This is a genomic window from Amycolatopsis stemonae (assembly GCF_054781455.1).
On record NZ_BAAGUJ010000004.1, the window covers coordinates 311,145 to 333,370 of the forward strand.

Below are 22,226 nucleotides of genomic sequence, written 5' to 3' on the forward strand. Positions count from 1 at the left end.
CGGTGACTCTGACGGCAGAGGCGGTAGCCGACCGCGAAGTACCCCGGACCCCGCGGATCTCCCCGGACGGCCGGTGGGTCGTGTTCGTGACGGCCCCGGTCGGGCGGGTGGGACCGCACCCGGTGACCGCGCTGTGGCTGGTCCCTTCGGACGGCAGCACGCCACCGCGCCGGCTGCCCTGCACCGGCGACCAGCCGCGCTGGGCAGCGGACTCCGGCTCGGTGTTCTTCCTTGCCGGGCACGAAGAAACGTCCCAGCTGCACCGGATCGGCGTGGACGACAGCGGGCCCGAACGGCTCACGAAGTGGCCGACCGGTATCGACGGCTTCGAGCCACTGCCGGACGGGAGCGGAGTGGTGCTGATCGCCTCGGAAGCAGGGGACCGGCCGGATCCGCGGGTCCGGGTGGTCTCGGCGGCCGGGCGCCCGGTCTGGGACACCGTCGCCCGCCGCGCCCGGCTGTGGCGGCTCGAGCTGCCGACCGGGGAGGTCGTCCCGCTCGGTGAGCTCGGCTCCCGGCACGTCCGCGAGGTCGCCGTCCGCCAGGACGGCGGCGCGCTGGGCGTGCTCACCTGGTCCGGCGCCGACCGCGAACCCGGCAGCTTCGAACCCGGCCTGCACGTCGTCGATCTCGGCACCGGCGCGACGCGCGATCTCGACCCGCCCGCCTTCGACGCGACCTCGCCGGTGTGGTGGCTCGACGGGACGGACTGGCGCCTCGCGTACCTGGGCGTGACCCCGCCCGGTCTGATCGGCGGGACCGCGGTCCTCGCCGACGGCGAGAACCTCACCGCCGGGCTGGAGATCTGTCCGCTCGAGCTGGCGCAGGCCGATGACGGCCGGCCGCTCGTGTTGTTCGCCGAAGGCCTCGACACGACGATCCGGCCGCTCGACCCGGCCTTTCCGGAACTCGCCAGGGTTCGCGGGCATGTCGGGGCCCTGAACGTCCGTGGTGACCGGGTCGCGGTGGTCGTGAGCACCGGCACCGAGCCCGACGACGTCCACGCCGGACCGGCCACCGGCCCGCTGACCCGGCTCAGCGAGACCGCGCCGGAGTTCGGCGACATCCGCTGGGGCACCCAGGAACGCCTCTCCTACCGGGCTTCGGACGGCCTGGAGCTCGACGGCCTCCTGATCCTCCCGCCGGGGGAGCACGACGGGCCGCTCCCGCTCGTCACCCTGATCCACGGCGGCCCGGACGACCGGTACTCCGACCGTCTCAACCTGGGCTGGTTCCCCTCGGGCCAGTGGCTGGCGACGGCCGGTTTCGCGGTCTTCCTCCCGAACCCCCGCGGCGGCTGGGGGCACGGGCACGCGTTCGCGGTGAGCGTCGCAGGCGACGTCGGCGGCGCCGAGTTCACCGACGTCCTCAGCGGCATCGACCTGCTCGTCGAGCGGGGCATCGCCGACCCGGCGCGGCTCGGTATCGGCGGCTGGAGCCACGGCGGGTTCTTCGCCGCGTGGGCCGTCACGCAGACCGACCGCTTCGCCGCGGCGCTCGTCGGCGCGGGCGTGACCGACTGGCCACTGCTGGCCGTGACCGGCGAACTCACCCGGTTCGACGGTGCACTGGGCGGCCGCGAAAACAGCCCGATCACCCACGCCGCCCGGATCCGCACGCCGGTCCTCATCCTGCACGGCGAGGACGACACGAACGTCCCGCTGTCGCAGGCCGAAGTCCTGCACCGGGCGCTGCTCGACCGCCCGCACGAGTTCGTCGTCTACCCGCGCGAAGGCCACTCGATCCGCGGACGCGACCCCCAGCTCGACGTCCTGCGCCGCACCCGTGCCTGGTTCTCAGACCTGCTCGCCTAGCTTGAACTCCGCCGCTTCACGACCGAAGGAGAACCCGTCCGCGCCGATGGTGACGTCGGCTTCGCGCGGCTCGGCGCGGGGGACGACCGGGGCGACCGAACCCCCGAGGTCCAGCACCACGGACGCGTCGGTGTACCAGCTCGGCACCACCGGGTTGCCCCACCAGTCGCGGCGCTGGTTGTCGTGGACGTCCCAGGTGATCACCGGGTTGTCGGGGTCGCCCGTGTAGTAGTCGTGGGTGTAGATCTCGATGCGGTGCCCGTCGGGGTCGCGGACGTAGAGGTAGAACGCGTTCGAGACGCCGTGCCGGCCCGGGCCGCGCTCGATCATGCCCGGCTTGCGCAGCGCGCCCAGGTGGTCGCAGATGTGCAGGATCTGGTGCCGTTCGTGGGACGCGAACGCGATGTGGTGCAGCCGCGGGCCGTCGCCGCCGGTCAGCGCCACGTCGTGGACCGTCGGCTTGCGGAACATCCAGGCCGCGTACACGGTGCCGTCGTCGTCCTGGATGTCCTCGGACACGCGGAAACCCAGGTCCTCGTAGTACTTCCGGGCCGCCGGGACGTCCGGGGTGTCGAGGTTGAAGTGGTCCAGTCGCGAGAGCGCGCCAGCGCCGTGGACGTCGTAGCGTTGCGTGAACCGCTCGACGTGCTCGGCTTCGTGGAAGAACTCGACCGGGAACCCGAGCGGGTCGATCACGCGCACCGCTTCCCCGATGCCGCGGGTCGCACCCGCCGGGCGGCGCTGCACCGGAACACCCAGCGAACGGTAGTAGGCCTCCGCGAGATCGAGGTCCGCGGCGCCGCGGACGCGGTAGGCCAGCACGGCCAGCGCGGGCGTCGGGCCCTTCCGCAGCACCAGCGAGTGGTGCAGGTACTCCTCGAACGCCCGCAGGTACAACGCCGAAGAGTCCTCGTGAGTCACGACTAGCCCGAGCACGTCGACGTAGAACGCGCGTGACGCTGCCAGGTCCGTGACGACGAGTTCGGCGTACGCGCAGCGAAGGATGTCCGGCGGAGTCATGATCGTTCCTTCCCGTCGGCGCCGAACCGGGCGGTGTGCACCGGGCCGAGCGAGACGTGGATCGCCTGCTGGTGGGTGTAGAAGTCGAGGGAGCGGTAGCCGCCTTCGTGGCCGAGACCCGACGCCTTGACCCCGCCGAAGGGCGTCCGCAGGTCGCGGACGTTGTGCGAGTTCAGCCAGACCATCCCGGCCTCGACCGACTGCGCGAAGGTGTGCGCCCGCCGCAGGTCGGACGTCCACAGGTACGCGGCCAGGCCGTACTTGACGTCGTTGGCGAGCGCCAGCGCTTCGGCCTCGGTGTCGAACGGCGTCAGCGCCACCACCGGCCCGAAGATCTCCTCCTGGAAGATCCGCGCGGTGGAGGGGACGTCGGCGAACACCGTCGGCGCGACGTAGTTGCCGGTGTCCGAACCGGACGGACGTCCGCCGCCGGCCAGCAGCCGCCCTTCGGACTTGCCCAGTTCGACGTACCGCATCACCTTCTCGTAGTGCTCGGGGTGCACGAGGGCGCCGACTTCGGTGGCCGGGTCGTGCGGGTCGCCGACGACGATGTTCGCCGCTCGCTCCGCGTACCGCGCGCAGAACTCGTCGTAGATCGGCCGCTCGACGAGGATGCGGCTGCCCGCGGTGCAGCGTTCGCCGTTGAGCGAGAAGACGCCGAACAACGTCGAGTCGAGCGCGGCGTCGAGGTCGGCGTCGGCGAAGACGATCGCCGGGGACTTGCCGCCCAGCTCCATCGACATGCCCTTGAGCCCGGCCGCGCAGTTGCGGTAGATCGTCTGCCCGGTCGTGGTCTCGCCGGTGAACGAGATCAGCGGGACGTCCGGGTGCTTGACGAGCGCGTCGCCTGCTTCCTCACCAAAGCCGTTGACCAGGTTGAAAACGCCCTCCGGGAGGCCTGCTTCGGCGAAGATCGACGCCCACAGGCTCGCCGACAGCGGCGTGAACTCGGCGGGCTTGAGCACGACCGTGCAGCCCGAAGCCAGCGCGGGCGCGAGTTTCCAGCTCTCCAGCATGAACGGCGTGTTCCACGGCGTGATCAGCCCGGCGACGCCGACCGGCTTGCGGTGCACGTAGTTCACCTGCCGGCCGGGGACCTGGTAGGTGTCGTCGGCCTGGGCGACGACGAGGTCGGCGAAGAACCGGAAGTTCTCGGCCGCGCGCTGCGCCTGCCCGAGCGCCTGCGTGATCGGCAGTCCGGTGTCGAACGTCTCGAGTTCGGCGAGCCGCCGGTCCTGGGCCTCGACGGCGTCGGCGATCTTGTTCAGCACCCGCGCGCGGGCCCGCGGCAGCATCCGCGGCCACGGCCCGTCGGCGAACGCCGTGCGTGCCGCCGCGACGGCACGATCGATGTCTTCGGCCTGGCCCGCGGCCGCGGTCACGTACGGGGTGTTCGACACCGGGTCGAGCACGTCGAACGTCTTCCCCGAGACGCTGTCGACGAGCTGCCCGCCGATGTAGTGCTTCAGCTCGCCCGGCAGTCCTTCCGGGACGTAGTGGGTCATTCTTTTCCCTTCACGGTGAAGCCTTCGGTCGGCGAGAGGTACTTCGCGCCTTCGGCCATGAGGTCCTTGATGCGGCCGACGCCGGCCTCGGTCGGCGGGATCAGCGGCGGCCGGACGTGCCCGGACGCGATCAGCCCGCGCTCCTCGAGCACCCACTTCCCGGGTGCCGGGTTGGTTTCGACGAACAGCAGGTCGACCAGCGGGTGCAGGCCGTAGTGGATCTCGCGGGCGCGTTCGTGGTCGCCCGACTGCCAAGCGGTGTACATCTCGGCGCACGCGGCCGGCGCGATGTTCGCCGTCGCGCTGACGAACCCGGCGCCCCCGAGGGCCAGCAGCGGCAGGCAGAGCAGCTCGATCCCGGACCACACCAGCAGTTCCCGTCCGCACTGGTGCAACACGCGGGAGAAGTGCTCGAAGTCCTTCGTCGTCTCCTTGATGCCGACGAAGTTGTCGCACGAGCGGAACAACCGCGCCACCGTCTCCGGCGCGAGGTCGACCGCCGTCCGGCTCGGCACGTTGTAGGCGACGATCGGCAGGTCCGGGAACTCGCGGCACACCGTCCGGTACCAGACGAACAGCGCGTCCTGGGTGGGCCGCGCGTAGTACGGCGTGATGACCAGTGCCGCGTCGATCCCGGCGTCCCGCGCGAGGGCCGTCAGTTCCAAGGTCTCGTCGAGTTTCGCGGAGCCGGTGCCCGGGACGAACGGGACGCGGTCGCCGGCCTCGCCGGCCACGGTCCGGATCGCCTCGGCGCGCTCGGCGACCGTCTGGGAGCCGGGTTCGCCGGTCGAGCCGCCGATGGAGATGCCGTGCGTGCCCGAGGCGAGTTGCCAGCGCACCAGGTTGACGAGCCCGTCGTGGTCGACGGCGCCCTCGGCGGTGAACGGCGTCATCAGCGGCGCGATCGACCCGCGGATGGCCTGGGGGTCGGAGCGGAAGCGCATGGGTTCCCTTTCGCTGTCAGGGGTGGCGGTGGGCGAGGAACGCGGTCAGGGTGGCCAGCCGGTGTTCGCGGACGGCGCGTTCGATCTCGGCCGCCGGGGCGCCGCGGTCGAGGAGGCCGAGGATGTGCTCGTGTTCGGCGACGGATTCGCGGGCGCGGCCGGGCACGAAGCTGAACGTCGACGTGCGCAGCCCGCTGAGCCGGTCCCAGCCGCGCCGGACCAGGTCCAGGACCTGCGGGTTGGGGCAGGGGTCGAACAGCACGGCGTGGAAGTCGCGGTTGAGCGCGGTGAACCGGGCCGGTTCGAAGTGGCCGAGGCAGTCGGCCAGCTCGGCGTTCAACGCACGCGCCCCGGCCAAGGTGCCGGGCGGCAGGAGCGGTGCCGCGAGGGCCGCGGCATAGCCTTCGACCAGCGCGAGCGTCTGCATGGTGTGCTGGTATTCGCGCTCGTCGACCATCGCGACCTGCGCGCCGACGTGGCGTTCGAACGTCACCAGCCCTTCGGCCTCGAGCAGCCGGATCGCCTCGCGGATCGGCACGACGCTGACGCCCTGTTCCTGGGCGAGCTGGCCGAGGACCAGGCGGAAGCCGGGGGAGAAGGTGCCGTCGGCGATCCGGGCCTTGATCCACTCGTAGGCGATCCGCGACTTGCTCATCGCGGCGCCGTTCACCGCTTCGCGAGCCATTCGGCGTACCTCCCGCGCCAGTGCTCGTCCATCGGGTAGAGGCCCTCGACGCGCTCGCCCGCGGCGACCTGCGCGGCGATGAACGTCTCCTGCAGCTCCTGCTCGACGGCCGCGTCGACGATCTCCTCGACCAGGCCGGGCGGGATGACCAGCACGCCGTCGCCGTCGCCCACGATGACGTCGCCGGGGCACACGGCCGCGCCGCCGCAGGCGATCGCGACGTCGACGTCCCACGGCACGTGCCGCCGGCCGAGCACCGCCGGGTGCGGCCCGGCGTGGTAGGTGGGAATGTCCAAAGCGGACACCGCGGCGAGGTCCCGGACGCCGCCGTCGGTGACGATCCCGGCCACGCCGCGGACCTGCGCGCGCAGCGCGAGGATGTCGCCGACGGTCCCGGTGCCGCGTTCCCCGCGAGCCTCCATGACGAGCACGTCACCCGGGCCGAGCGCGTCGATCGCGCGCTTCTGCGCGTTGTAGCCGCCGCCGTGCTTCTCGAACAGGTCCTCGCGGTAGGGCAGGTAGCGGAGGGTCCGGGCCCGGCCGGTGAGCCGCGTACCCGGCCGGGTGGAGGTGAGCCCGTCGATCGACACCGCGTCGTACCCGTGCTTGCGCAGCTGGGCGGAAAGCGTTGCGGTACCGACGGATTCGATCTTCTCCCGCAGCTGTCGGGTCAGTTCGAACTCCGCCGGCGGCGTCCCGTAGGCGTCCGCGCGCTGCTTCTCGTCGATGCGAGGGAGGGCGCCGAACGGCCCGAACGGGACCCTCCCTTCCGCGATCTTCGTGACCAGCCGGCCGGTGGTGTGCCCGGCGGTGTCGACCTCGACCTCGACGACGTCGCCGGGGATGGCGACCGACGCGCCCGCGGGCGTGCCGGTCAGGACGACGTCGCCGGGGTCGAGGGTGATCAGCTGGGAGAGGTCGGCGACCAGCCGGCCGAAGTCGAACAGCAGGTCGGCGGTCGTGTCCTCCTGGACCAGCGCACCGTTGTGCCAGGTCCGCAGCCGCAGCGCGGCCGGGTCGATCTCCGCGGCGGGCAGCACGTCCGGGCCGAGCGGGGTGAAGCCGTCGCCGCCCTTGGACCGCAGGTTGCTGCCCTTGTCGGCGTAGCGCAGGTCGTAGACGCCGAAGTCGTTGGCCGCGGTCACCCCGCCGACGTACGACCAGCCGTCCTCGGGGGAGACGCGGCGGGCGGTGCGGCCGATGACCAGCGCGATCTCGCCTTCGAAGCCGAGCAGTTCGGTGCCGGCGGGGCGTTCGAGCACGGCGCCGCTCGCCGCGACGGACGTCGGCGGCTTCAGGAAGTACGACGGCTGCTCCGGCACCCGGCCGCGCTGGGCGGCGCGGGAGCGGTAGTTGAGGTGCAGCGCGATGATCTTGCCGGGCCGCGCGATGCTGGTCATCCGTGGTTCCTGCCTGCCTGCCGGTTCGGGAAGATATCTCAAATGATATACGATTTATGGCGTGGGGGAACCCCCGTTCAGGTCCCGTAGTGCAGCCAGACGGACTTCGTCTCGGTGTAGGCGTCGAGCGCCCACGGGCCCATTTCGCGACCCCAGCCGGACGCTTTGTAGCCGCCCCACGGCGCCGCCATGTCCGGGATCGGCGGCATGTTGACGAACACCGCGCCGGCCCGGATGCCGTCGGCGTAGCGCTGGGCGGTCCGCAGGTCACGGGTCCACACGGTCGCGGCCAGGCCGTACTCGGTGTCGTTCGCCCGGCCGAGGAGCTCGTCGCCGTCGTCGTAGGCGGTCACGGCCAGGACCGGGCCGAAGATCTCCTCGCGCATGATCGCCATGTCGTCGCGGGCGCCCGCGAACAGCGTCGGGGTGTAGAAGAAGCCTTCGCCGTCGACCGGCCGGCCGCCGGTGACCAGGTCGGCGCCCTGTTCGCGGCCGGTGCCGACCAGGAAGTCGACGTGCTCGCGGTGCTTCGCGGACACCAGCGGGCCGAGCTGGGTGGTCTCCTCGACGCCCGGGCCGAGCTTGAGGCTGTCGAGGCCGCGCGCCATCTTTTCGACGAACTCCTGCTCGCGCTTCCGGTCGACGTAGAACCGCGTGTAGGCGGCGCAGACCTGGCCGGTGTTGAGCGTCGCGCCGGCGAGGTTGCCGGCGACGGCGGCGTCGATGTCCGCGTCGGCCGCGATGATGCTCGGGGCCTTGCCGCCGAGCTCCAGGGTGAGCCGCTTGAGGTTGGACCCGGCACTCGCCGCGGTGATCAGCTTCCCGACGGCCGTCGAGCCGGTGTAGGAGAGGTGGTCGACGTCGGGGTGTTCGCCGAGCATCGCGCCGACCGTGCCGTCGCCGGTCACGAGGTTGACCACGCCCGCGGGGATCCCGGCTTCGTGGGCCAGCTCGACCAGCCGGATGCTCGTCAGGGGCGTGACCTCGCTGGGTTTGATCACGACGGTGTTGCCGGTGGCCAGGGCCGGGGCGAGCTTCCAAGCGAGGATCATCAGCGGGAAGTTCCACGGCGTGATCAGCGCGTTCACCCCGACGGGCTCGCGGCGCGTGTAGTGCAGGGTGTCCGGGAAGGACACCGGGTTGGTGGTGCCCTGCAGCTTCGTCACCCAGCCCGCGAAGTAGCGGAAGTGCTCGGCCGCGCCGGTCGCGCTGACCTGCCGGGACACCCCGATCGGCTGCCCCTGGTCGAGGGTTTCCAGGCGGGCCAGCTCTTCGTGGTGCTCGTCGAGCAGGTCGGCCAGCCGGAAGAGCAGGGCCGCTCGCCGGACCGGCAGCAACCCGGCCCACTCCGGTGCGGTCAGGGCGCGCCGGGCCGCCGCGACGGCCGCGTCGACGTCGGCCCGCGACGCGGTGCCGACCTCTTCGAGCACGCGGCCGGTGGCCGGGTCGAGCGTCGGGATCGTCCCGCCGCCGGCCTCGGTCCACTGTCCGTCGATGCACAGGCGTGTCGCCATCCCGGGTTCCTCCTCGGCCTTGGGTGAGCCGAGTATCGGGCGGCCCGGCGCCGCGGGTCTTGTCCGCTCACGCATGCCCGTTGACCGACGGCGAAGGGATCCGTTTCGTTCCCGGGCGTTCACGCCAGGCTGAGCCGCATGGACGTGATCGTGGTGGGTGCCGGCTCGGCCGGTTCGGTGGTGGCGCGTCGGCTGGTGGACGCGGGCGCGGCGGTGACACTCCTGGAGGCGGGCGGCCCGGACGACAACCCCGCCATCCACGACCCGGCGCGGGCGGGCGAGCTGTGGCACGGGCCGGAGGATTGGGACCTGTACACGGTTCCGCAGCCGCACGCGGGTGGGCGTCGGCTGCACCTGCCGCGGGGCAAGGTGCTCGGCGGGTCGCACGCGCTCAACGCGATGATCTGGGTCCGCGGCGCGCCCGCCGACTACGACGGCTGGGGCCTGCCCGGCTGGACCTGGGCCGACGTCCAGCCGGTCTTCTCTCGCATCGAGAAAGACCTCCTCGAGGTCGTCCCGAACTCGCCGCTGCATCCCGTCCAGCAGTCCGTCATGGACGCTTGCCGCGAGGTCGGCTTGCCCGTGAACCCGGACTACAACAGCGGTTCCCTCGACGGAGTGTCCGTCGAGCAGGTCACCGTGCGCGACGGCCGCCGCTTCACCAGCTGGCAGGCCTACGGTGCTCCGGTGACCTCGCGGATGACCGTCCACACGGGAGCGCTGGTGCACCGGCTGCGGTTCTCGGGTTCGCGCGTGACCGGTGTGGAGGCCGTGATCGACGGTCAGCTGCGGGCGTTGTCCGCGGACCTGGTGGTGCTGTCGGCGGGCGCGCTGGGGTCGCCGTCGATCCTGCTGCGCAGCGGCGTCGGCCCGGCGGACGAGCTGCGGGCGCTCGGCATCGACGTCGTCGCGGATCTGCCGGTGGGACGGAACCTTCACGACCACCTGCTTTCGCCGGTCATCTTCGCGACGTCGCGCGACGTTTCGCCGTCACCCGGCCGGTCGGTGACGCAGGTGCACTGGTTCTGGCGCAGCCGTCCCGGGCTCGCGGTGCCGGACACCCAGCCGATCTGCTTCAGCGTGCCGATGTACGAACCGTGGATGTCCGGGCCGCCGACGGGGTTCTCGCTGATGGCCGGGATGGTGTCGCCGGAGAGCCGGGGCAGCCTGCGGTTGGCGCCGGACGGCTCGCCGCTGATCGATCTCGGCGCCCTCGCGGAGCCTGCCGACTTCGAAAGCCTGGTGGCGTCGGTGGAGCAGTGCCAGTCGGTCGGCGCCGCTCCGGCGCTGGCGGAGTGGGGCGCGCGCCGGCTGTACCCCGAGGACGACGTGCGGGAGTACGTGCGCCGGACGGCCATCACGTACCACCACCAGGTCGGCACCTGCCGCATGGGCACCGGCGCCTCGGCTGTGGTGGACCCGGCGCTGGCGGTCCACGGGCTGAGCGGGCTGATGGTGGCGGACGCCTCGGTCCTGCCCCGCGTGACGACGGGCAACACCAACGCGCCCGCCGTGCTGGTGGGGGAGCGGGCCGCGACGTTCATCCTCGGCCGCTGAGCAGCCGCCGCAGCCAAGAGGACCGGGCCGCGAGGGCGGCGCGCGTCACCTCGGCTTCCGGGGCGAACCGGTCGAAGCCGTGGTGCGCGTCGGCCCAGACGTGCAGTTCCGTCGGGACGCCCGCCCGCGCCAGCCGCTGGGCGTAGGCGACGTCTTCGTCGCGGAACAGCTCCGCGCCGCCGACCTCGACGAACGCCGGCGGCAGCCCGCTGAGATCCGTCATGCGCGCCGGGGACGCGTACGGCGACGTCCGTCCGGCCAGCAGGCTGCGCCAGCCGAAGTCGTTGGCCGCCTTCGTCCACACCAGGTCCGGGAGGTCCGCCGACGTGCGGTCGTCGAGCATCGGGCACAGCAGCAGCTGACCCGCCAGCGCCGGTCCGCCCCGGTCGCGGGCCAGCAGGGCGACGCCGGCGCTGAGCCCGCCGCCCGCACTGCCGCCGCCGACGATCAGCTTGTCGAAGCCGAAGCCGGCGAACCAGACGAGACCCGCGTAGCAGTCCTCGAGCGGCGTCGGGTGCGGGTGTTCGGGGGCGAGCCGGTACTCGACCGTCGCGCAGACGAAGCCGAACTCCTCGATCAGCGCCACCAGCCGCGGCAGGTCGGCGAAGCGGTCGTCCATCACCATGCCGCCGCCGTGGATGCTGTAGAGCCCCGGCGCGCCGGGCCGGGGCTCACGCGGCCGCAGCACCGTGACGACGACGTCGTCGTCGAGCCGGTGGTCCGACCAGACGATGGCCCGGTCGCCGATCGCCTCCTCGGGCGTGAGGTTGTCCGCGCGCAGGGCCGCGCGGACGGCGGGCAGCGTCTCGGCGGACAGCTCGGTCACGGGCCCTCCGGGGAGACGACGTCGCGGTCGGCCCAGAACGGCTCGACCAGCGCGCGCAGCGCGGCCGCGCCGACCCGCTCCACCAACGCCACCGCCTCGAGGTTGTCCTCGAGCTGCCGCACGCTCGTGGCGCCGAACAACGTCGTCGTGTTCGCCGGGTGCGTCAGGGTGAAGGCGAGGCACAGCTGCGCGGGCGTCGCCCCGACGTTCTCGGCGACCTTCGCGAGGTCCGTGGCCGAGCCGGCGATGCGCTGCCGGACGTCGCCCGGGTCCCGGCCGACCTGACGGCCGCCCTTGCCGAGCAGCACCCCGCCCTCGAAGACGTCCGAAGACTGCAGCGAAACGCCCCGGGAGAACACCGATTCGAAGGGGGCACCGTCCGGAATGGACCGTCGCGCGACGCTGTACTTCAGCTGCGCGATGGCGGGGCCGGGGACGCCGTCCGCGACGGCGAATTCGTGGACGGCCTTGATCGCCGACGCCGACCAGTTGTTGACGCCCCACTGGCGGATCAACCCGGCATCGCGCAACGCCGCCAGGTCGGTGACCAGCGCGTGCAGGTCGGTGTCGTCGCGTCGCAGGTCGCCGAGGATCACCAGGTCGGCGTGCGAGACCCCGGCGCGGAAGAACGCGTTCTCCAGCTGGTCCCGCAAGCTGTGCCCGGGATAGCCTTCGAGCCACAGTTTCGCCGACAGCAGGTAGTCCTCGCGGCGCAGGCCGGCGGCCCGGACCATGGCCGAGAACAGGACGTCGGTGAAGACCGGCGGGCTGCCGGGCAGGCCGTACACGCCGACGTCGAACAGCGTGATGCCGGCGTCGACGGCCTTCCGCAGCAGCGTCACGGCCTCGCGGAAGTCCATGCGGTCGTAGGTGTGCCACGAGCCGAGGGACAGGACACCGGTGGCCGGGCCGTCGCGGCCGATGCGGCGCTGGGGGATCGTCACGGGGTCTCCTGGGGCAGTCGGGGGTCGATGACGGCTTTGAGCTCGCCGAGCCGGGACATCGACTCGACGGCGGCGGACGCGCCGGCCAGCCCGACCGGCGCGCTGAACAGCTCCGCCCAGGGCATCCGCCCGGCGAAGGCGCGGAAGAACTCGACCGAGCGGTGGTAGTCGGCGATGTCGCCGTTGAGCGAACCGACCATCGTCAGCTCCTTGCCCATCACGGTGCCCAGCGGCACCGGCGACGGGACCGGGCCGGTCGACCCGACGATCGCGACCGTCCCGCGCTGCGCGGCGAAGGCGACGGCCTCGGCGCCGACGGTCGGACCGCCCGCGAAGTCGAAGACGTGGTCCGCGCCGCGGCCGCCGGTCAGCTCCCGGACGTGCTCGATGCGTTCGTCCGGAGTGGACTCGACCGAGACCGTTGCCGTGGCACCGAACCGTTCGGCCACCTCGAGGCGGCTCGCCGGGCCGCCGACGGTGATCACCGTTCCGGCGCCGCAGAGCCGTGCGACGGCCGTGGCGAACACGCCGAGCGCGCCCGCTCCTTGGACCACGACTGTCGCGTTCGGACGGACCCCGCCGGATCGCGCCACGGCGCGCAGGACGGTCTTGCCCGCGCAGCCGGACATCGATGCCCAGGTGTCCTCGACGTCGTCCGGCAGCAGCAGCTTCGCCGCTCCGGGCGTGACGTAGCAGTACCTCGACAGGCCGCCGGTGGCGTACGGGAAGCGGTCGGACCGTTGGAGGAACCCGTAGCCGCGGCGTTCGCAAGCGACCGGTTCACGCAGGATCGTGCAGCCGTAGCACGTGCCGCAGGTGGACTCCGACCAGCCGACGCGATCGCCGGGGTGGACTTCGCGGCCGAGCGTGTCGGTCGTGCCGGGTCCGGTGGCGACGACTTCGCCGACCATTTCGTGGCCCAGCACCATCGGCAGCATGCCGGGCAGGCTCATCTGCCCCGACCAGAGGTGGACGTCGGTGCCGCACAACGTGGTGCAGGTGAGCCGGACGAGCGCGGCCCCCGGCTCCAGCTCCTCGGGCAGGGGGAGTTCGCGCAGTTCGAGGGGCGCGCGGTGGCCGGTGAGGACGGCGGCCTCGGTGTGGGTGGGCAGAGCCATCTTTTTAGTCTACAGTCGTGGAAGAAAAAGTCCAGGTCCGGGAGGAAACCATGACAGCGCAACGGATCCGTCCGGCGGACCTCGTGGTCCATGGCGGCACCGTGCTGACGTTCGATCCGTCCGACACGGTGGCCGACGGCCTGGCGGTGCGCGGCGGGCGCGTGGTCGCGGTCGGCGACGTCGCCGGCCACATCGGACCGGAGACCGAAGTCGTCGACCTCGCCGGGCGCACGGTGCTGCCGGGCATCAACGACGCTCACCTGCACGCGACCTGGCTCGGCGCCCGCTGGCCGCACCCGCTGCTCGGCGCGCCGCACGAGGAAACCCCGGTGACGACGGCCGCGGACCGGCGGGCGGCGATCCTGCGCGCGGGCGACGTCTGCGCGTCGCTCGGCATCACGAGCTACACCGAACCCGGTCTCGGCCCCGGTGAATCCGGCTGTTTCTCGGCCGAAGTCCTGGACGAATACGCCGCCCTGCACCGTGAAGGCCTGCTGCGAGCGCGTGTGACGGTCCTCCGGCTGTTCGGACTCCTCGACGGCGCCAGCTTCCTGCCGGACTTCGCGAGCGGACTCGCAACTCGGGTGCCGGACGTCGATCCGGAGTGGCTCGCCGTCACGGGCGTCAAGATCTTCGCCGACGGGATCCCGCCGATGCGCACGGCCTGGACGCACCACTGCTACGCCGACGGCACCCACGGTGACCTGCTCGTCGACGGTGGTGCGGCCGCCCTGGCGTCGATGATCGGCCTGGCGCACGAGGCCGGGCTGGTGGTCGGCGTGCACGCGACGGGGGAGCGCAGCATCGAAGCCGCGCTCGACCACCTGCGGGAGGGCGATCACCTCGTCCACGGCGACCTCGTGACGCCGGCACAGCTGCGGCGCATGGCATCGAGGGGCGTCGGGCTGACCACGCAGCCCGCGATCGCGACCGCGATGCGGCCGGTGGTGGCCACGGCCCTCGGCGCCGACGTCGCCGCGAAAGCCTGGCCACTGCGGGAGATTCTCGATTCGGGTGTCCGGCTCACCTTGAGCAGTGACGCGCCGGTCGTCACCCCCGACTGGCGGGTCCACCTCGCCGCGGCGGGGGAGATGCTCGGTGAGACGCCGACCGCGCGACTCCTGCGTTGCTACACCACCGAAGCCGCGGCGCAGGACGGCTCGGCGAGCTGGAAGGGGCACCTGGCGCCGGGAATGGCCGCCGACTTCTGCGTCCTGGCGGAAAACCCCCTGGACGTCCCCCTGGCCGAGCTGCCGTCGGTCGCGGTCGAGCTGACCGTGACCGACGGCCGGATCGTCCACAAGGCCTAAGCCAGGAGTTGCCCGCCGTCGACAGCGAGGCTCACCCCGGTGACGTGCCCCGCGCTCGCCAGGAAGACGACGGCGGGCGCGACGTCGCCGACCTCGGCGATCCGGCCCAGCGGGATGCGCGCCTCCCAGGCCGCGCGGGCGGCGGTGTCGGCGGCGAACCCGGCGGTCATCGGCGTGAGCACGGGCCCGGGCGCGACGGCGTTGACCCGGATCCCGTGTGGCGACAGCTCGAGCGCGGCGGCCCGCGTCAGCGCGTCGACCGCGGCTTTCGTGGCCTCGTAATGGCCGAGTCCGGGTGTCGGCTGGCGGGCGCCGATCGACGAGACGTTGACGATCGCGCCCCGGGTCCCGGTCGCGATCATGTGCGCGCCCACCGCGCGGGTCATCAGGAACGTGCCGCGGAAGTTGACCCGGACGCAGCGGTCGAACACCTCGACGTCGAGTGCGGCGAGCGGGCCGCCGCCTCCGGCGAGGCCGGCGTTGTTGACCAGCACGTCGATCGGCCCGAACCGGCCGGCGACGAAGGAGACCGCCACGTCGACCGACGCCGGGTCCGAGATGTCCAGCTCGACGTGCTCGGCGCCGAGTTCGCGGGCGACGTCGTGCGCCGCCCGGGCGTCGACGTCGGCGATGACGACGCGGTCGCCCGCGGCGAGGAACGCTTCGGCGACGCCCCGGCCGATGCCGCTCGCGCCACCGGTGACCACCACGATCCGTTGTTTCATTCTACAATCGTAGACGTATGAGTCGTTGCAAGGAAAGGAAAACCGTGAGTACGATCGGAAAGTCGGTCTTCGGGCTCGGCTCGTGGAACACCTGGGACCGGATGGCCTTCGACGACGCCGTCGAGCTGCTGAAGACCGCCGTCGATGCCGGCGTCACGCTGTTCGACGTCGCCCACTACGACTTCGGCCCGCACGCCGAGAACTCGCGCACCGACGTGATCTTCGGCGAAGCCGTGCGGCAGGCCGGGATCGCGCGGGAGGACTACCTGCTCTGCGGGAAGCTGTGGCTCTGGGACCACCCGCGGACGGGGTTCGCGCAGCAACTGGAGACCTCGCTCGGCCGGATCGGCACCGGCCGCGCGGACCTGGTCGTGGTCGGCGACTACCGCGAGCGCCCGGACATCCCGCGGCTGGTCACGGAGGTGGCCGAGCAGGTGCGGGCCGGGACGGTCGGCGGCTGGGGCGTCAACAACTGGCTGGCCGCCGACCTCGACCTGGCGCTGGCGTTCGCCGACCGGGAAGGCCTGCCCGCGCCGGAGTTCGCGCAGCTGAAGTACTCGATCGCCCGCCGGTCGATGGCCGAAGGCGAGTTCTACGGCAGGCACGTCGCGAGCGGACGCCTGGTGCTGCAGGCCTCGGACGTCTTCGAAGGCGGCGTCCTGCTGGGCAACGCAACCCCCGCCCGCAAGATCGGCGCGGACCCGGGCGGCATTCGTCAGTCCATCGTGGACGCTTCCCCCGAGCTGGCCGTCATCGCGAAGGACTTCGGTGCGACGCGGGCCCAGCTGGCGCTGGCGTTCTGCCTGGCGTACGCGCCGGTCGCGAACGTCCTGTTCGGAGTGAGCCGCGCGGACCAGCTGGCCGACAACCTCGGTGCCCTGGACCTGGCACGCGAGCACGGCGAGGAGATCCGCACGGCCCTCGACCACCTCTGGCTGGACCGCGAAGTCAGCCCCGACGGCTCCTGGTGACGCGCCTGAGCGCCACTTTCACGGGAAAGTGGCGCTCAGGAAGGTGAGGGCGGCCGTGCGGAAGGGAGCTCCGCGCAGGGCCGCGCCGTGGTCGCCGGGCACCTCGAGCAGGTCGCTGCCCGGCACCAGGCGGACCAGGTCGTCGATACCCGCGCTGATCGGGTCGTCGCGACCGGCGACGAACCGCGTCGGGACGGTGATCGTGCCCACGCGGGGGGAGAAGGGCTCGCGTCGCAGGCCTTCGATGCACCGGGCGAGGGCGACGGGGTCCCGGCCCGGGGCGGTGATCATCCGGGCGATCACCGCCGTCAGCGGGTCGGCCGGGAGCTTCCCGCCGCCCGCGAAGGCCAGTGCCGCCTCGACGTCGACCGCGCCGAACGGCTCGTGCGGGCTCAGGCCGCCCAGGACCAGGCGCCGGACGGGCAGTCGTCCGGGCAGCTCCCACGCCAGCCGCGCGCCCAGCGAGTAGCCGACGACGTCCACTTCGGACACGTCACCGATGGCCAGGGCCAGTTCTTCCACGATGGCCTTGGGGGTGGCCTCGGCCGGTGCCGGGCTCGAGCCGTGGCCGGGCAGGTCGGGCACCAGCACCGGACGTCCCGACGCGGTGAGCGCGGCGGGCCAGCCCGTGCTGACCCAGTCGGTCGGCCCGTCGGAGGCGAAGCCGTGCAGGAGCAGCACCGGCGGTCCGGCGGGCGGGCCGCCGGGGGCGAACCGGCGCACGGCCAGGGAGGTGGGGAGCGTCAAGGAGATCCTCTCTCAGGAAGAACGGCGCAGCCGCTGCAGCTCGCCGAGCGTGCGGGCACGGGCGTCGACGGCGATCCGCAGCGCGGAGCCGATGAGGTTCAGCAGGACCACGCAGAGCATGATCGTCACGCCGGGCACGACCACCAGCCACGGCGCGGTGACCAGGTACGACCGCCCTTCGGCGATCATGTTGCCCCAGGTCGGGGTGGGCGGGGCGATGCCGAGGCCGAGGAAGCTCATCGCGCCGTCGACGAGCATCGCCGCCGCGGCCAGGATGACGACCTGGACGAGCGCGAGCGGCAGCACGTTCGGGAACACGTGGACGAGCAGGATCTTCCCGCGGCTCATCCCGGACACGCGCGCGGCGCCGATGTACTGCCGGCCCGCGACGCTGAGCACCCGGCTGCGGATGACCCGCGCGGTGAACGGCGTGAAGATCACCGTCAGGGCGATCAGCTCGGTCCAGATGCTCGCGCCGAGCGAGATGGCCAGGGCCATCGCCAGGATGATCGCCGGGAACGACATCCACGCGTCCATCAGCCGCATCAGCACCGCGTCCGCGGCCCGGTAGAAGCCGCTCACCAGGCCGATCACCATGCCGGTGAACGCCGCGCAGAGCGTGATCAACGCCGAGAGCCCGAGCGACGCGCGCCCGCCGGACACCAGCCGCGCCAGGACATCGCGGCCGAAGGAGTCGGTACCCAGCGGGTGCCCGGCCGATGGCGGCAGCAGCCGGTGCACCGGGTCGGTGGCGCTGACGCTCGGCAGGAAGAACGGCAGCACGATCACCGCGAGCACGATCAGCCCGAGCAGGACCGACGCGATGACCAGCGTCCGGTTGCGCCGGAACAGGCGAGCGCGCCGGCGCGGGGGCGGAGCGTCCACGGTGGACACCGGTTCGGCGACGGCCAGGCTCATGCGACACGCACCTTCGGGTCGAGCAGCGCGTACGACAGGTCGACCAGCAGGTTGACCACGACGAACAGCACCGCGACGAACAACGTCACGCCCTGGATCAGCGGGAAGTCGCGAGTGGACACCGCACCCATGAGCAGGTGGCCGAGCCCGGGCACGACGAAGATCGATTCGATGATCACGATCCCGCCGACGAGCATGGCGAAGTTGCTGCCCAGCTGGGTCACCAGCGGCATCAGCGCGTTCGGCAGGACGTGCTTGAGCAGCACCCGCCGTTCGGGCAGCCCCTTGACGCGCGCGGTGCGCAGGTAGGCCAGCGGCAGCTCGCCGAGCACGCTCTCGCGCAGGGTCAGCACGAACAGCGCCGTCTGCCCGATGACGAGCACGGTCACCGGCAGCACCAGCGCGGGCACCGCGGCGACCGGGTCGGTCAGCAGGTCGTGGTAGCCGCTGGACGGGAACCACCGCAGCGTCACCGAGAACACCAGCACGAGCACCAGCGAGATCCAGAAGTCCGGCATCGCCATGCCGAGCGCGGACAGCCGGTCGAGCGCGCGGGCGACCGGGTTGCGCGGCGAGACCGCCTGCCACGCCGTGATCGCGACCGACAGGAAGAAGCTGATCACCGTCGACAGCACGGCCAAGGTCAGCGTCGGCACGATGTGCGCCGCGACGACGTCGAGCACCGGCTGGTGGTAGGTGATCGACGTACCGAAGTCGCCGCGCAGCACGTGCCCGGCCCACGTCAGGTACTGCCGCCAGAGCGAGCCGTCGAGGCCCATGCTCGACCGCAGCGCGGCGACGTCGGCCGGGCGCGCGGTCGGGCCGAGGACGGCCTGGGCCGGGTCGCCCGGGATCAGCCGGATGACGAAGAACATCATCGTGCCGACGATGACCAGGATGATCGCCAGGTCGCGCAGTCGGCGCAGCAGGACGCCGGTCACGACGCCAGCCAGGCGTTCCAGAACACGCGGTAGAAGTCGCCGTAGCCCTTGAGCCGCGGGGTGTAGGCCGCGTAGAGCTTCGATTGGCTGAGCGTGATCACCGACAGCTGCTTCCACGTGAAGGCCTGCAGCTTGTCGATGACGCCCTTGGCCTGCTCCGGCGTGGTCGAGGCGGTGAACTCGGTCATCAGCCCGTCCAGCTCCGGCGACGACGAGCCGTTGAGCGTGCCGAGGGTGAGCGCGGGCATCTGGGCGGGCGAGGTCAGCGAGGAGTCGAAGAACAACGTCGTGATGTCCCAGCCGCCGGGGTCCTTGGTGAGCGTGCCGAGCATGGTGGCGAAGTCGTAGGTGTCGATCTTGGCGGTCAGGCCGATCTTGCCCAGCTCGTCCTGGATGAGCACCGCCCACTTGCCGAACTCGGGGTAGGAGTTCGTGGTGACGATGTGGATCGTCGCCCCGGCGGTGATGCCGGCTTCGGCGAGCAGCTGCTTCGCGCGGGCCGGGTCGTGCTGCCGGTAGACGTCCTCACCGGCCGTCGAGTAGGACGCCTTGTTGTCCGGCGAGGCGAACGCGCCGGTTTCGATGGTCAGGTCCTTGCTGCCGCCGGTCGCCGCGTTGATGGCGGGCTTGTCGAGCAGCAGGTTCAACGCCTGACGCGCGCGCGGGTCGGCGAACTTCGAACCGGGGTTGAAGTTGGGGATGATGACGTTCTCGTTGCCGCCGGGCAGGTTGTGCACCACGAGGCCCGGGTTGGCCTTGAGCTGTTCGTACTGGTCGTTGGCCGGCATGGCGTGGTCCCATTGGCCGGTCTGCAGGCCGTTGACCAGCGCGTCCTGGTCACCGACGACCTTGTACGTGACGGTGTCGAGGTAGGCGTGCTTGGCGCCGGCCTGGCCGCCCCAGTCCTCTTCGGACCGGGACTTGTAGCCGTCGTAGCGCTGCAGCACGAGCTGCTGGCCGATGTCCCAGCTCTTCAGCCTGTACGGGCCGGTGCCGATGGCCTTGTCCTGGCCGAACCCGGTGGCGGGCAGGCCGGCGAGGTTCTTCGCCTCGTAGATCTCCGTGCCGGCGCCGGCCAGTTCGTCGATCAGCGGGTAGCGCGGCCGCTTCAGCTCGACGGTCACGGTCGCCGGGTCCGGCGCGGTGATCGCGTCGATGTCCGGCGTGACGAGCTGGCCGGTGCGGTGGCTCTTCTGCCAGCGCCGCAGGCTCGCGACGACGTCGTTCGCGGTCAGCGGGTTGCCGTCCTGGAACGTCACGCCCTGGCGGAGCTTGAACGTGTAGGTCAGCCGGTCCGGGCTGGTCGTGTAGGTGTCGACCAGCATCGGCCGGGCGACGAAGTGCCGGTCGACCTCGAACAGCTTCTCGTACATCATGTTGCCGATCTGCGCGGTCACCTGGCCGGGGTTGGCGACCATGTCGAGCGACTGCGGATCGGTGGGGACGGCGACGGTGAGGTTGCCGCCGCGGACGGGCGGGCCGTCGGCGGCCGGCGTGGTTCCGGCACTGCCCATGCAGCCGGCGAGCAGCGTGGCCGCGGCGGCGAGGGCAGCGAGCAGGGGGATTCTCTTCATGGGCGCGGTCCTGGGTGGGGGAGGGCGGGCAGGTCGGGGTTGGCGGCGAGCAGCCGTCGCGTGTAGTCGTGCCGCGGGGCGAGCCGGATCTCGTCGGGCGTGCCCGTCTCGATCAGCTCGCCCCGGTACATCACGCCGACGCGGTCGGCGACCGACAGCACGAGACTGAGGTTGTGGGTGATGAACAGCAGGCTGAGCGTGCGGGTGCGGCGCAGGTCCAGCAGCAGGTTCAGCACCTGGCCCTGCACGGACACGTCGAGGGCCGACGTCGGTTCGTCGGCGACGATCAGTTCGGGCCCGGCGGCGATCGCGCGGGCGATGGAGACGCGCTGGCGCTGCCCGCCGGACAGCTGCGACGGCAGCTTGCCCGCGGTGTCCTTCGGCAGGCCGACTTCGTCGATCAGGCCGGCGACGCGCCGGTCCAGCTCGGCGCCGCGCAGGGGAGTCAGTTCCTTCAGCGGCTCGGCGATGATCCGCGCCGCGGTGTGGCGCGGGTCGAGGGAACTCTGCGGGTCCTGGAAGATCAGCTGGACGCGGCGGCGGAACGCGCGTTCGTCGCCGGTCAGCCCCTTGGTCGTGATCTCGTGCTCGCCGAAGCCGACGGCGCCCGACGTCAGTGGTTCGAGCGCGGTCACCAAACGGCCGAGGGTGGACTTGCCCGAACCGGATTCGCCGACCAGGCCGAAGAACTCGCCCGGCGGGATCTCCAGCGAGACGTCCCGGACCGCGCGCACGAGTCCTTTTCGTCCGTACACTTTGGACACATGAGTGATCGTCAACGGCGATCCCCGGTGGGCCCGGGCGGCCCGCGGTTTCACCGCGGGCGTCTCGAGGGTCATCGTGGGGGAGATGACCGGGAAGCCGTCGCGGCGGCTGACGCCGAGCTGCGGCACGCACCCGAGCAGCGCCCGCGTGTACGGGTGCCGCGGTCGCAGCAAGACGTCGTCGCGGGAACCGGTCTCGACCAGGCGGCCGCGGTACAGCACGGCGATCCGGTCGGCGACCTGTGCCGCGACGCCCAGGTCGTGGGTGATGAACACGCACGCCGTGCCGTGGTCGCGGCGCACCCGGTCGAACAGCGTCAGGATCTCCGCCTGCGTCGTGACGTCGAGCGCGGTGGTCGGCTCGTCGGCGATCAGCAGGTCCGGGTCGGCCATCAGCGCGAGCGCGATCATCACCCGCTGCTGCATCCCGCCGGACATCTGGTGCGGGTACAGGCGCAGGATCCGGTCGGTGTCGGTGAGCCCGACTTCGGCCAGCAGCCGGCGGGCCTTGGCCTCGGCACGCTTGCGCAGCGGGCTGCGGCGCCGGGCCGCCTGACCGGGCAGCGACCCGGCCTCGCGGTAGGCCTCGACCAGCTGGCCGCCGACCCGCCGCCCCGGGTTGAGGGAGTCGAGGGCCTCCTGGAAGATCATGCCGATGCGGGTGCCGCGGTAGGCGCGCATCGCGTCGGCGGGCAGCTTCGTGACGTCGACGCCGTCGATCGCGATCTCGCCGCGGGTGCGGACCGGCGCGACGAACTCGAGCAGGCGGATGATCGACAGCGCGGTCACGGTCTTGCCGCTGCCGGACTCGCCGACCACGCACAGCGTCTTGCCTTGTGCGAGATCTAGGGACAGCTCCCGCACGAGTTCGCGCTCCGCGTCGTCGGTGACGACGCCGACGGTCAGCTCCCGGATTTCGAGCAGCGTCATGGATTCCCCTTCCTCGCGC

At 72.0% G+C, this 22,226-nt stretch carries 19 protein-coding genes; 4 read left to right on the forward strand and 15 right to left on the reverse strand.

What is annotated here, in order from left to right; genetic code table 11:
• The first annotated feature begins 2 nt into the window (after positions 1-2).
• Complete coding sequence (locus ACYVLJ_RS17270) at positions 3-1,814, forward strand: S9 family peptidase (RefSeq protein ID WP_460439345.1); 1,812 nt, start codon at positions 3-5, stop codon at positions 1,812-1,814.
• On the opposite strand, the gene hpaD is transcribed toward ACYVLJ_RS17270, so the two are convergent.
• From hpaD to ACYVLJ_RS17300, 6 genes are all read right to left on the reverse strand, one after another.
• Entirely contained in the window at positions 1,797-2,834 is a 1,038-nt protein-coding gene (gene hpaD / locus ACYVLJ_RS17275) for a 3,4-dihydroxyphenylacetate 2,3-dioxygenase (protein WP_460439346.1), read from the reverse strand. The two genes, ACYVLJ_RS17270 and hpaD, sit on opposite strands and share 18 nt — an antisense overlap.
• Complete coding sequence (hpaE, locus tag ACYVLJ_RS17280) at positions 2,831-4,339, reverse strand: 5-carboxymethyl-2-hydroxymuconate semialdehyde dehydrogenase (protein WP_451973234.1); 1,509 nt, start codon at positions 4,337-4,339, stop codon at positions 2,831-2,833. The genes hpaD and hpaE overlap by 4 nt, the downstream gene beginning before the upstream one ends.
• A complete protein-coding gene (dapA, locus tag ACYVLJ_RS17285) occupies positions 4,336-5,283 on the reverse strand; it encodes a dihydrodipicolinate synthase family protein (protein ID WP_460439347.1) in 948 nt (315 codons plus the stop codon). Before dapA ends, hpaE begins: the two co-directional genes overlap by 4 nt.
• Positions 5,284-5,299: 16 nt before the next feature.
• Positions 5,300-5,968, reverse strand: coding sequence for a GntR family transcriptional regulator (locus tag ACYVLJ_RS17290; protein WP_460439348.1), 669 nt, complete (start codon positions 5,966-5,968; stop codon positions 5,300-5,302).
• A complete protein-coding gene (locus ACYVLJ_RS17295) occupies positions 5,950-7,368 on the reverse strand; it encodes a fumarylacetoacetate hydrolase family protein (RefSeq protein ID WP_460439349.1) in 1,419 nt (472 codons plus the stop codon). The genes ACYVLJ_RS17290 and ACYVLJ_RS17295 overlap by 19 nt, the downstream gene beginning before the upstream one ends.
• Before the next feature lie 77 nt (positions 7,369-7,445).
• Positions 7,446-8,882, reverse strand: coding sequence for an aldehyde dehydrogenase family protein (locus ACYVLJ_RS17300; protein ID WP_460439350.1), 1,437 nt, complete (start codon positions 8,880-8,882; stop codon positions 7,446-7,448).
• 138 nt (positions 8,883-9,020) lie between these two features.
• Here ACYVLJ_RS17300 and ACYVLJ_RS17305 point away from each other — a divergent pair, with 138 nt between their 5' ends.
• Entirely contained in the window at positions 9,021-10,439 is a 1,419-nt protein-coding gene (locus tag ACYVLJ_RS17305; RefSeq protein ID WP_460439351.1) for a GMC family oxidoreductase, read from the forward strand.
• Here ACYVLJ_RS17305 and ACYVLJ_RS17310 read toward each other — a convergent pair.
• The 3 genes from ACYVLJ_RS17310 to ACYVLJ_RS17320 are packed head-to-tail and all read right to left on the reverse strand — an operon-like array spanning position 10,423 to position 13,321.
• A complete protein-coding gene (locus ACYVLJ_RS17310; protein WP_460439352.1) occupies positions 10,423-11,265 on the reverse strand; it encodes an alpha/beta hydrolase in 843 nt (280 codons plus the stop codon). The two genes, ACYVLJ_RS17305 and ACYVLJ_RS17310, sit on opposite strands and share 17 nt — an antisense overlap.
• Positions 11,262-12,209, reverse strand: coding sequence for an aldo/keto reductase (locus ACYVLJ_RS17315; protein WP_460439353.1), 948 nt, complete (start codon positions 12,207-12,209; stop codon positions 11,262-11,264). Before ACYVLJ_RS17315 ends, ACYVLJ_RS17310 begins: the two co-directional genes overlap by 4 nt.
• The gene (locus ACYVLJ_RS17320; protein WP_460439614.1) at positions 12,206-13,321 is read right to left on the reverse strand and encodes a zinc-binding dehydrogenase; all 1,116 of its coding nucleotides are present in this window, start codon (positions 13,319-13,321) and stop codon (positions 12,206-12,208) included. The genes ACYVLJ_RS17315 and ACYVLJ_RS17320 overlap by 4 nt, the downstream gene beginning before the upstream one ends.
• Before the next feature lie 56 nt (positions 13,322-13,377).
• Here ACYVLJ_RS17320 and ACYVLJ_RS17325 point away from each other — a divergent pair, with 56 nt between their 5' ends.
• Entirely contained in the window at positions 13,378-14,637 is a 1,260-nt protein-coding gene (locus ACYVLJ_RS17325; protein ID WP_460439354.1) for an amidohydrolase, read from the forward strand.
• Here ACYVLJ_RS17325 and ACYVLJ_RS17330 read toward each other — a convergent pair.
• Positions 14,634-15,362, reverse strand: a complete 729-nt coding sequence (locus tag ACYVLJ_RS17330) for an SDR family NAD(P)-dependent oxidoreductase (protein ID WP_460439355.1) — start codon at positions 15,360-15,362, stop codon at positions 14,634-14,636. The two genes, ACYVLJ_RS17325 and ACYVLJ_RS17330, sit on opposite strands and share 4 nt — an antisense overlap.
• 44 nt (positions 15,363-15,406) lie before the next feature.
• Between ACYVLJ_RS17330 and ACYVLJ_RS17335 the strand changes: the two genes are divergently transcribed.
• Positions 15,407-16,333 (forward strand): aldo/keto reductase, encoded by a 927-nt coding sequence (locus ACYVLJ_RS17335; RefSeq protein ID WP_460439356.1) that lies wholly within the window; start codon positions 15,407-15,409, stop codon positions 16,331-16,333.
• 18 nt (positions 16,334-16,351) lie between these two features.
• Here ACYVLJ_RS17335 and ACYVLJ_RS17340 read toward each other — a convergent pair whose 3' ends face one another.
• Genes ACYVLJ_RS17340 through ACYVLJ_RS17360 form a run of 5 tightly spaced genes read right to left on the reverse strand, consistent with a single transcriptional unit; the run spans position 16,352 to position 22,207 of the window.
• Positions 16,352-17,080, reverse strand: coding sequence for an alpha/beta fold hydrolase (locus tag ACYVLJ_RS17340; RefSeq protein WP_460439357.1), 729 nt, complete (start codon positions 17,078-17,080; stop codon positions 16,352-16,354).
• A gap of 12 nt (positions 17,081-17,092) precedes the next feature.
• Entirely contained in the window at positions 17,093-17,998 is a 906-nt protein-coding gene (locus ACYVLJ_RS17345; RefSeq protein ID WP_460439358.1) for an ABC transporter permease, read from the reverse strand.
• Positions 17,995-18,939 (reverse strand): ABC transporter permease, encoded by a 945-nt coding sequence (locus ACYVLJ_RS17350; protein WP_460439359.1) that lies wholly within the window; start codon positions 18,937-18,939, stop codon positions 17,995-17,997. Before ACYVLJ_RS17350 ends, ACYVLJ_RS17345 begins: the two co-directional genes overlap by 4 nt.
• On the reverse strand, positions 18,936-20,513 hold the full coding sequence (locus ACYVLJ_RS17355) for a periplasmic substrate-binding domain-containing protein (RefSeq protein ID WP_460439360.1): 1,578 nt from the start codon (positions 20,511-20,513) through the stop codon (positions 18,936-18,938). The genes ACYVLJ_RS17350 and ACYVLJ_RS17355 overlap by 4 nt, the downstream gene beginning before the upstream one ends.
• Positions 20,510-22,207, reverse strand: a complete 1,698-nt coding sequence (locus ACYVLJ_RS17360) for an ABC transporter ATP-binding protein (RefSeq protein ID WP_460439361.1) — start codon at positions 22,205-22,207, stop codon at positions 20,510-20,512. The genes ACYVLJ_RS17355 and ACYVLJ_RS17360 overlap by 4 nt, the downstream gene beginning before the upstream one ends.
• Between the last annotated feature and the right edge of the window lie 19 nt (positions 22,208-22,226).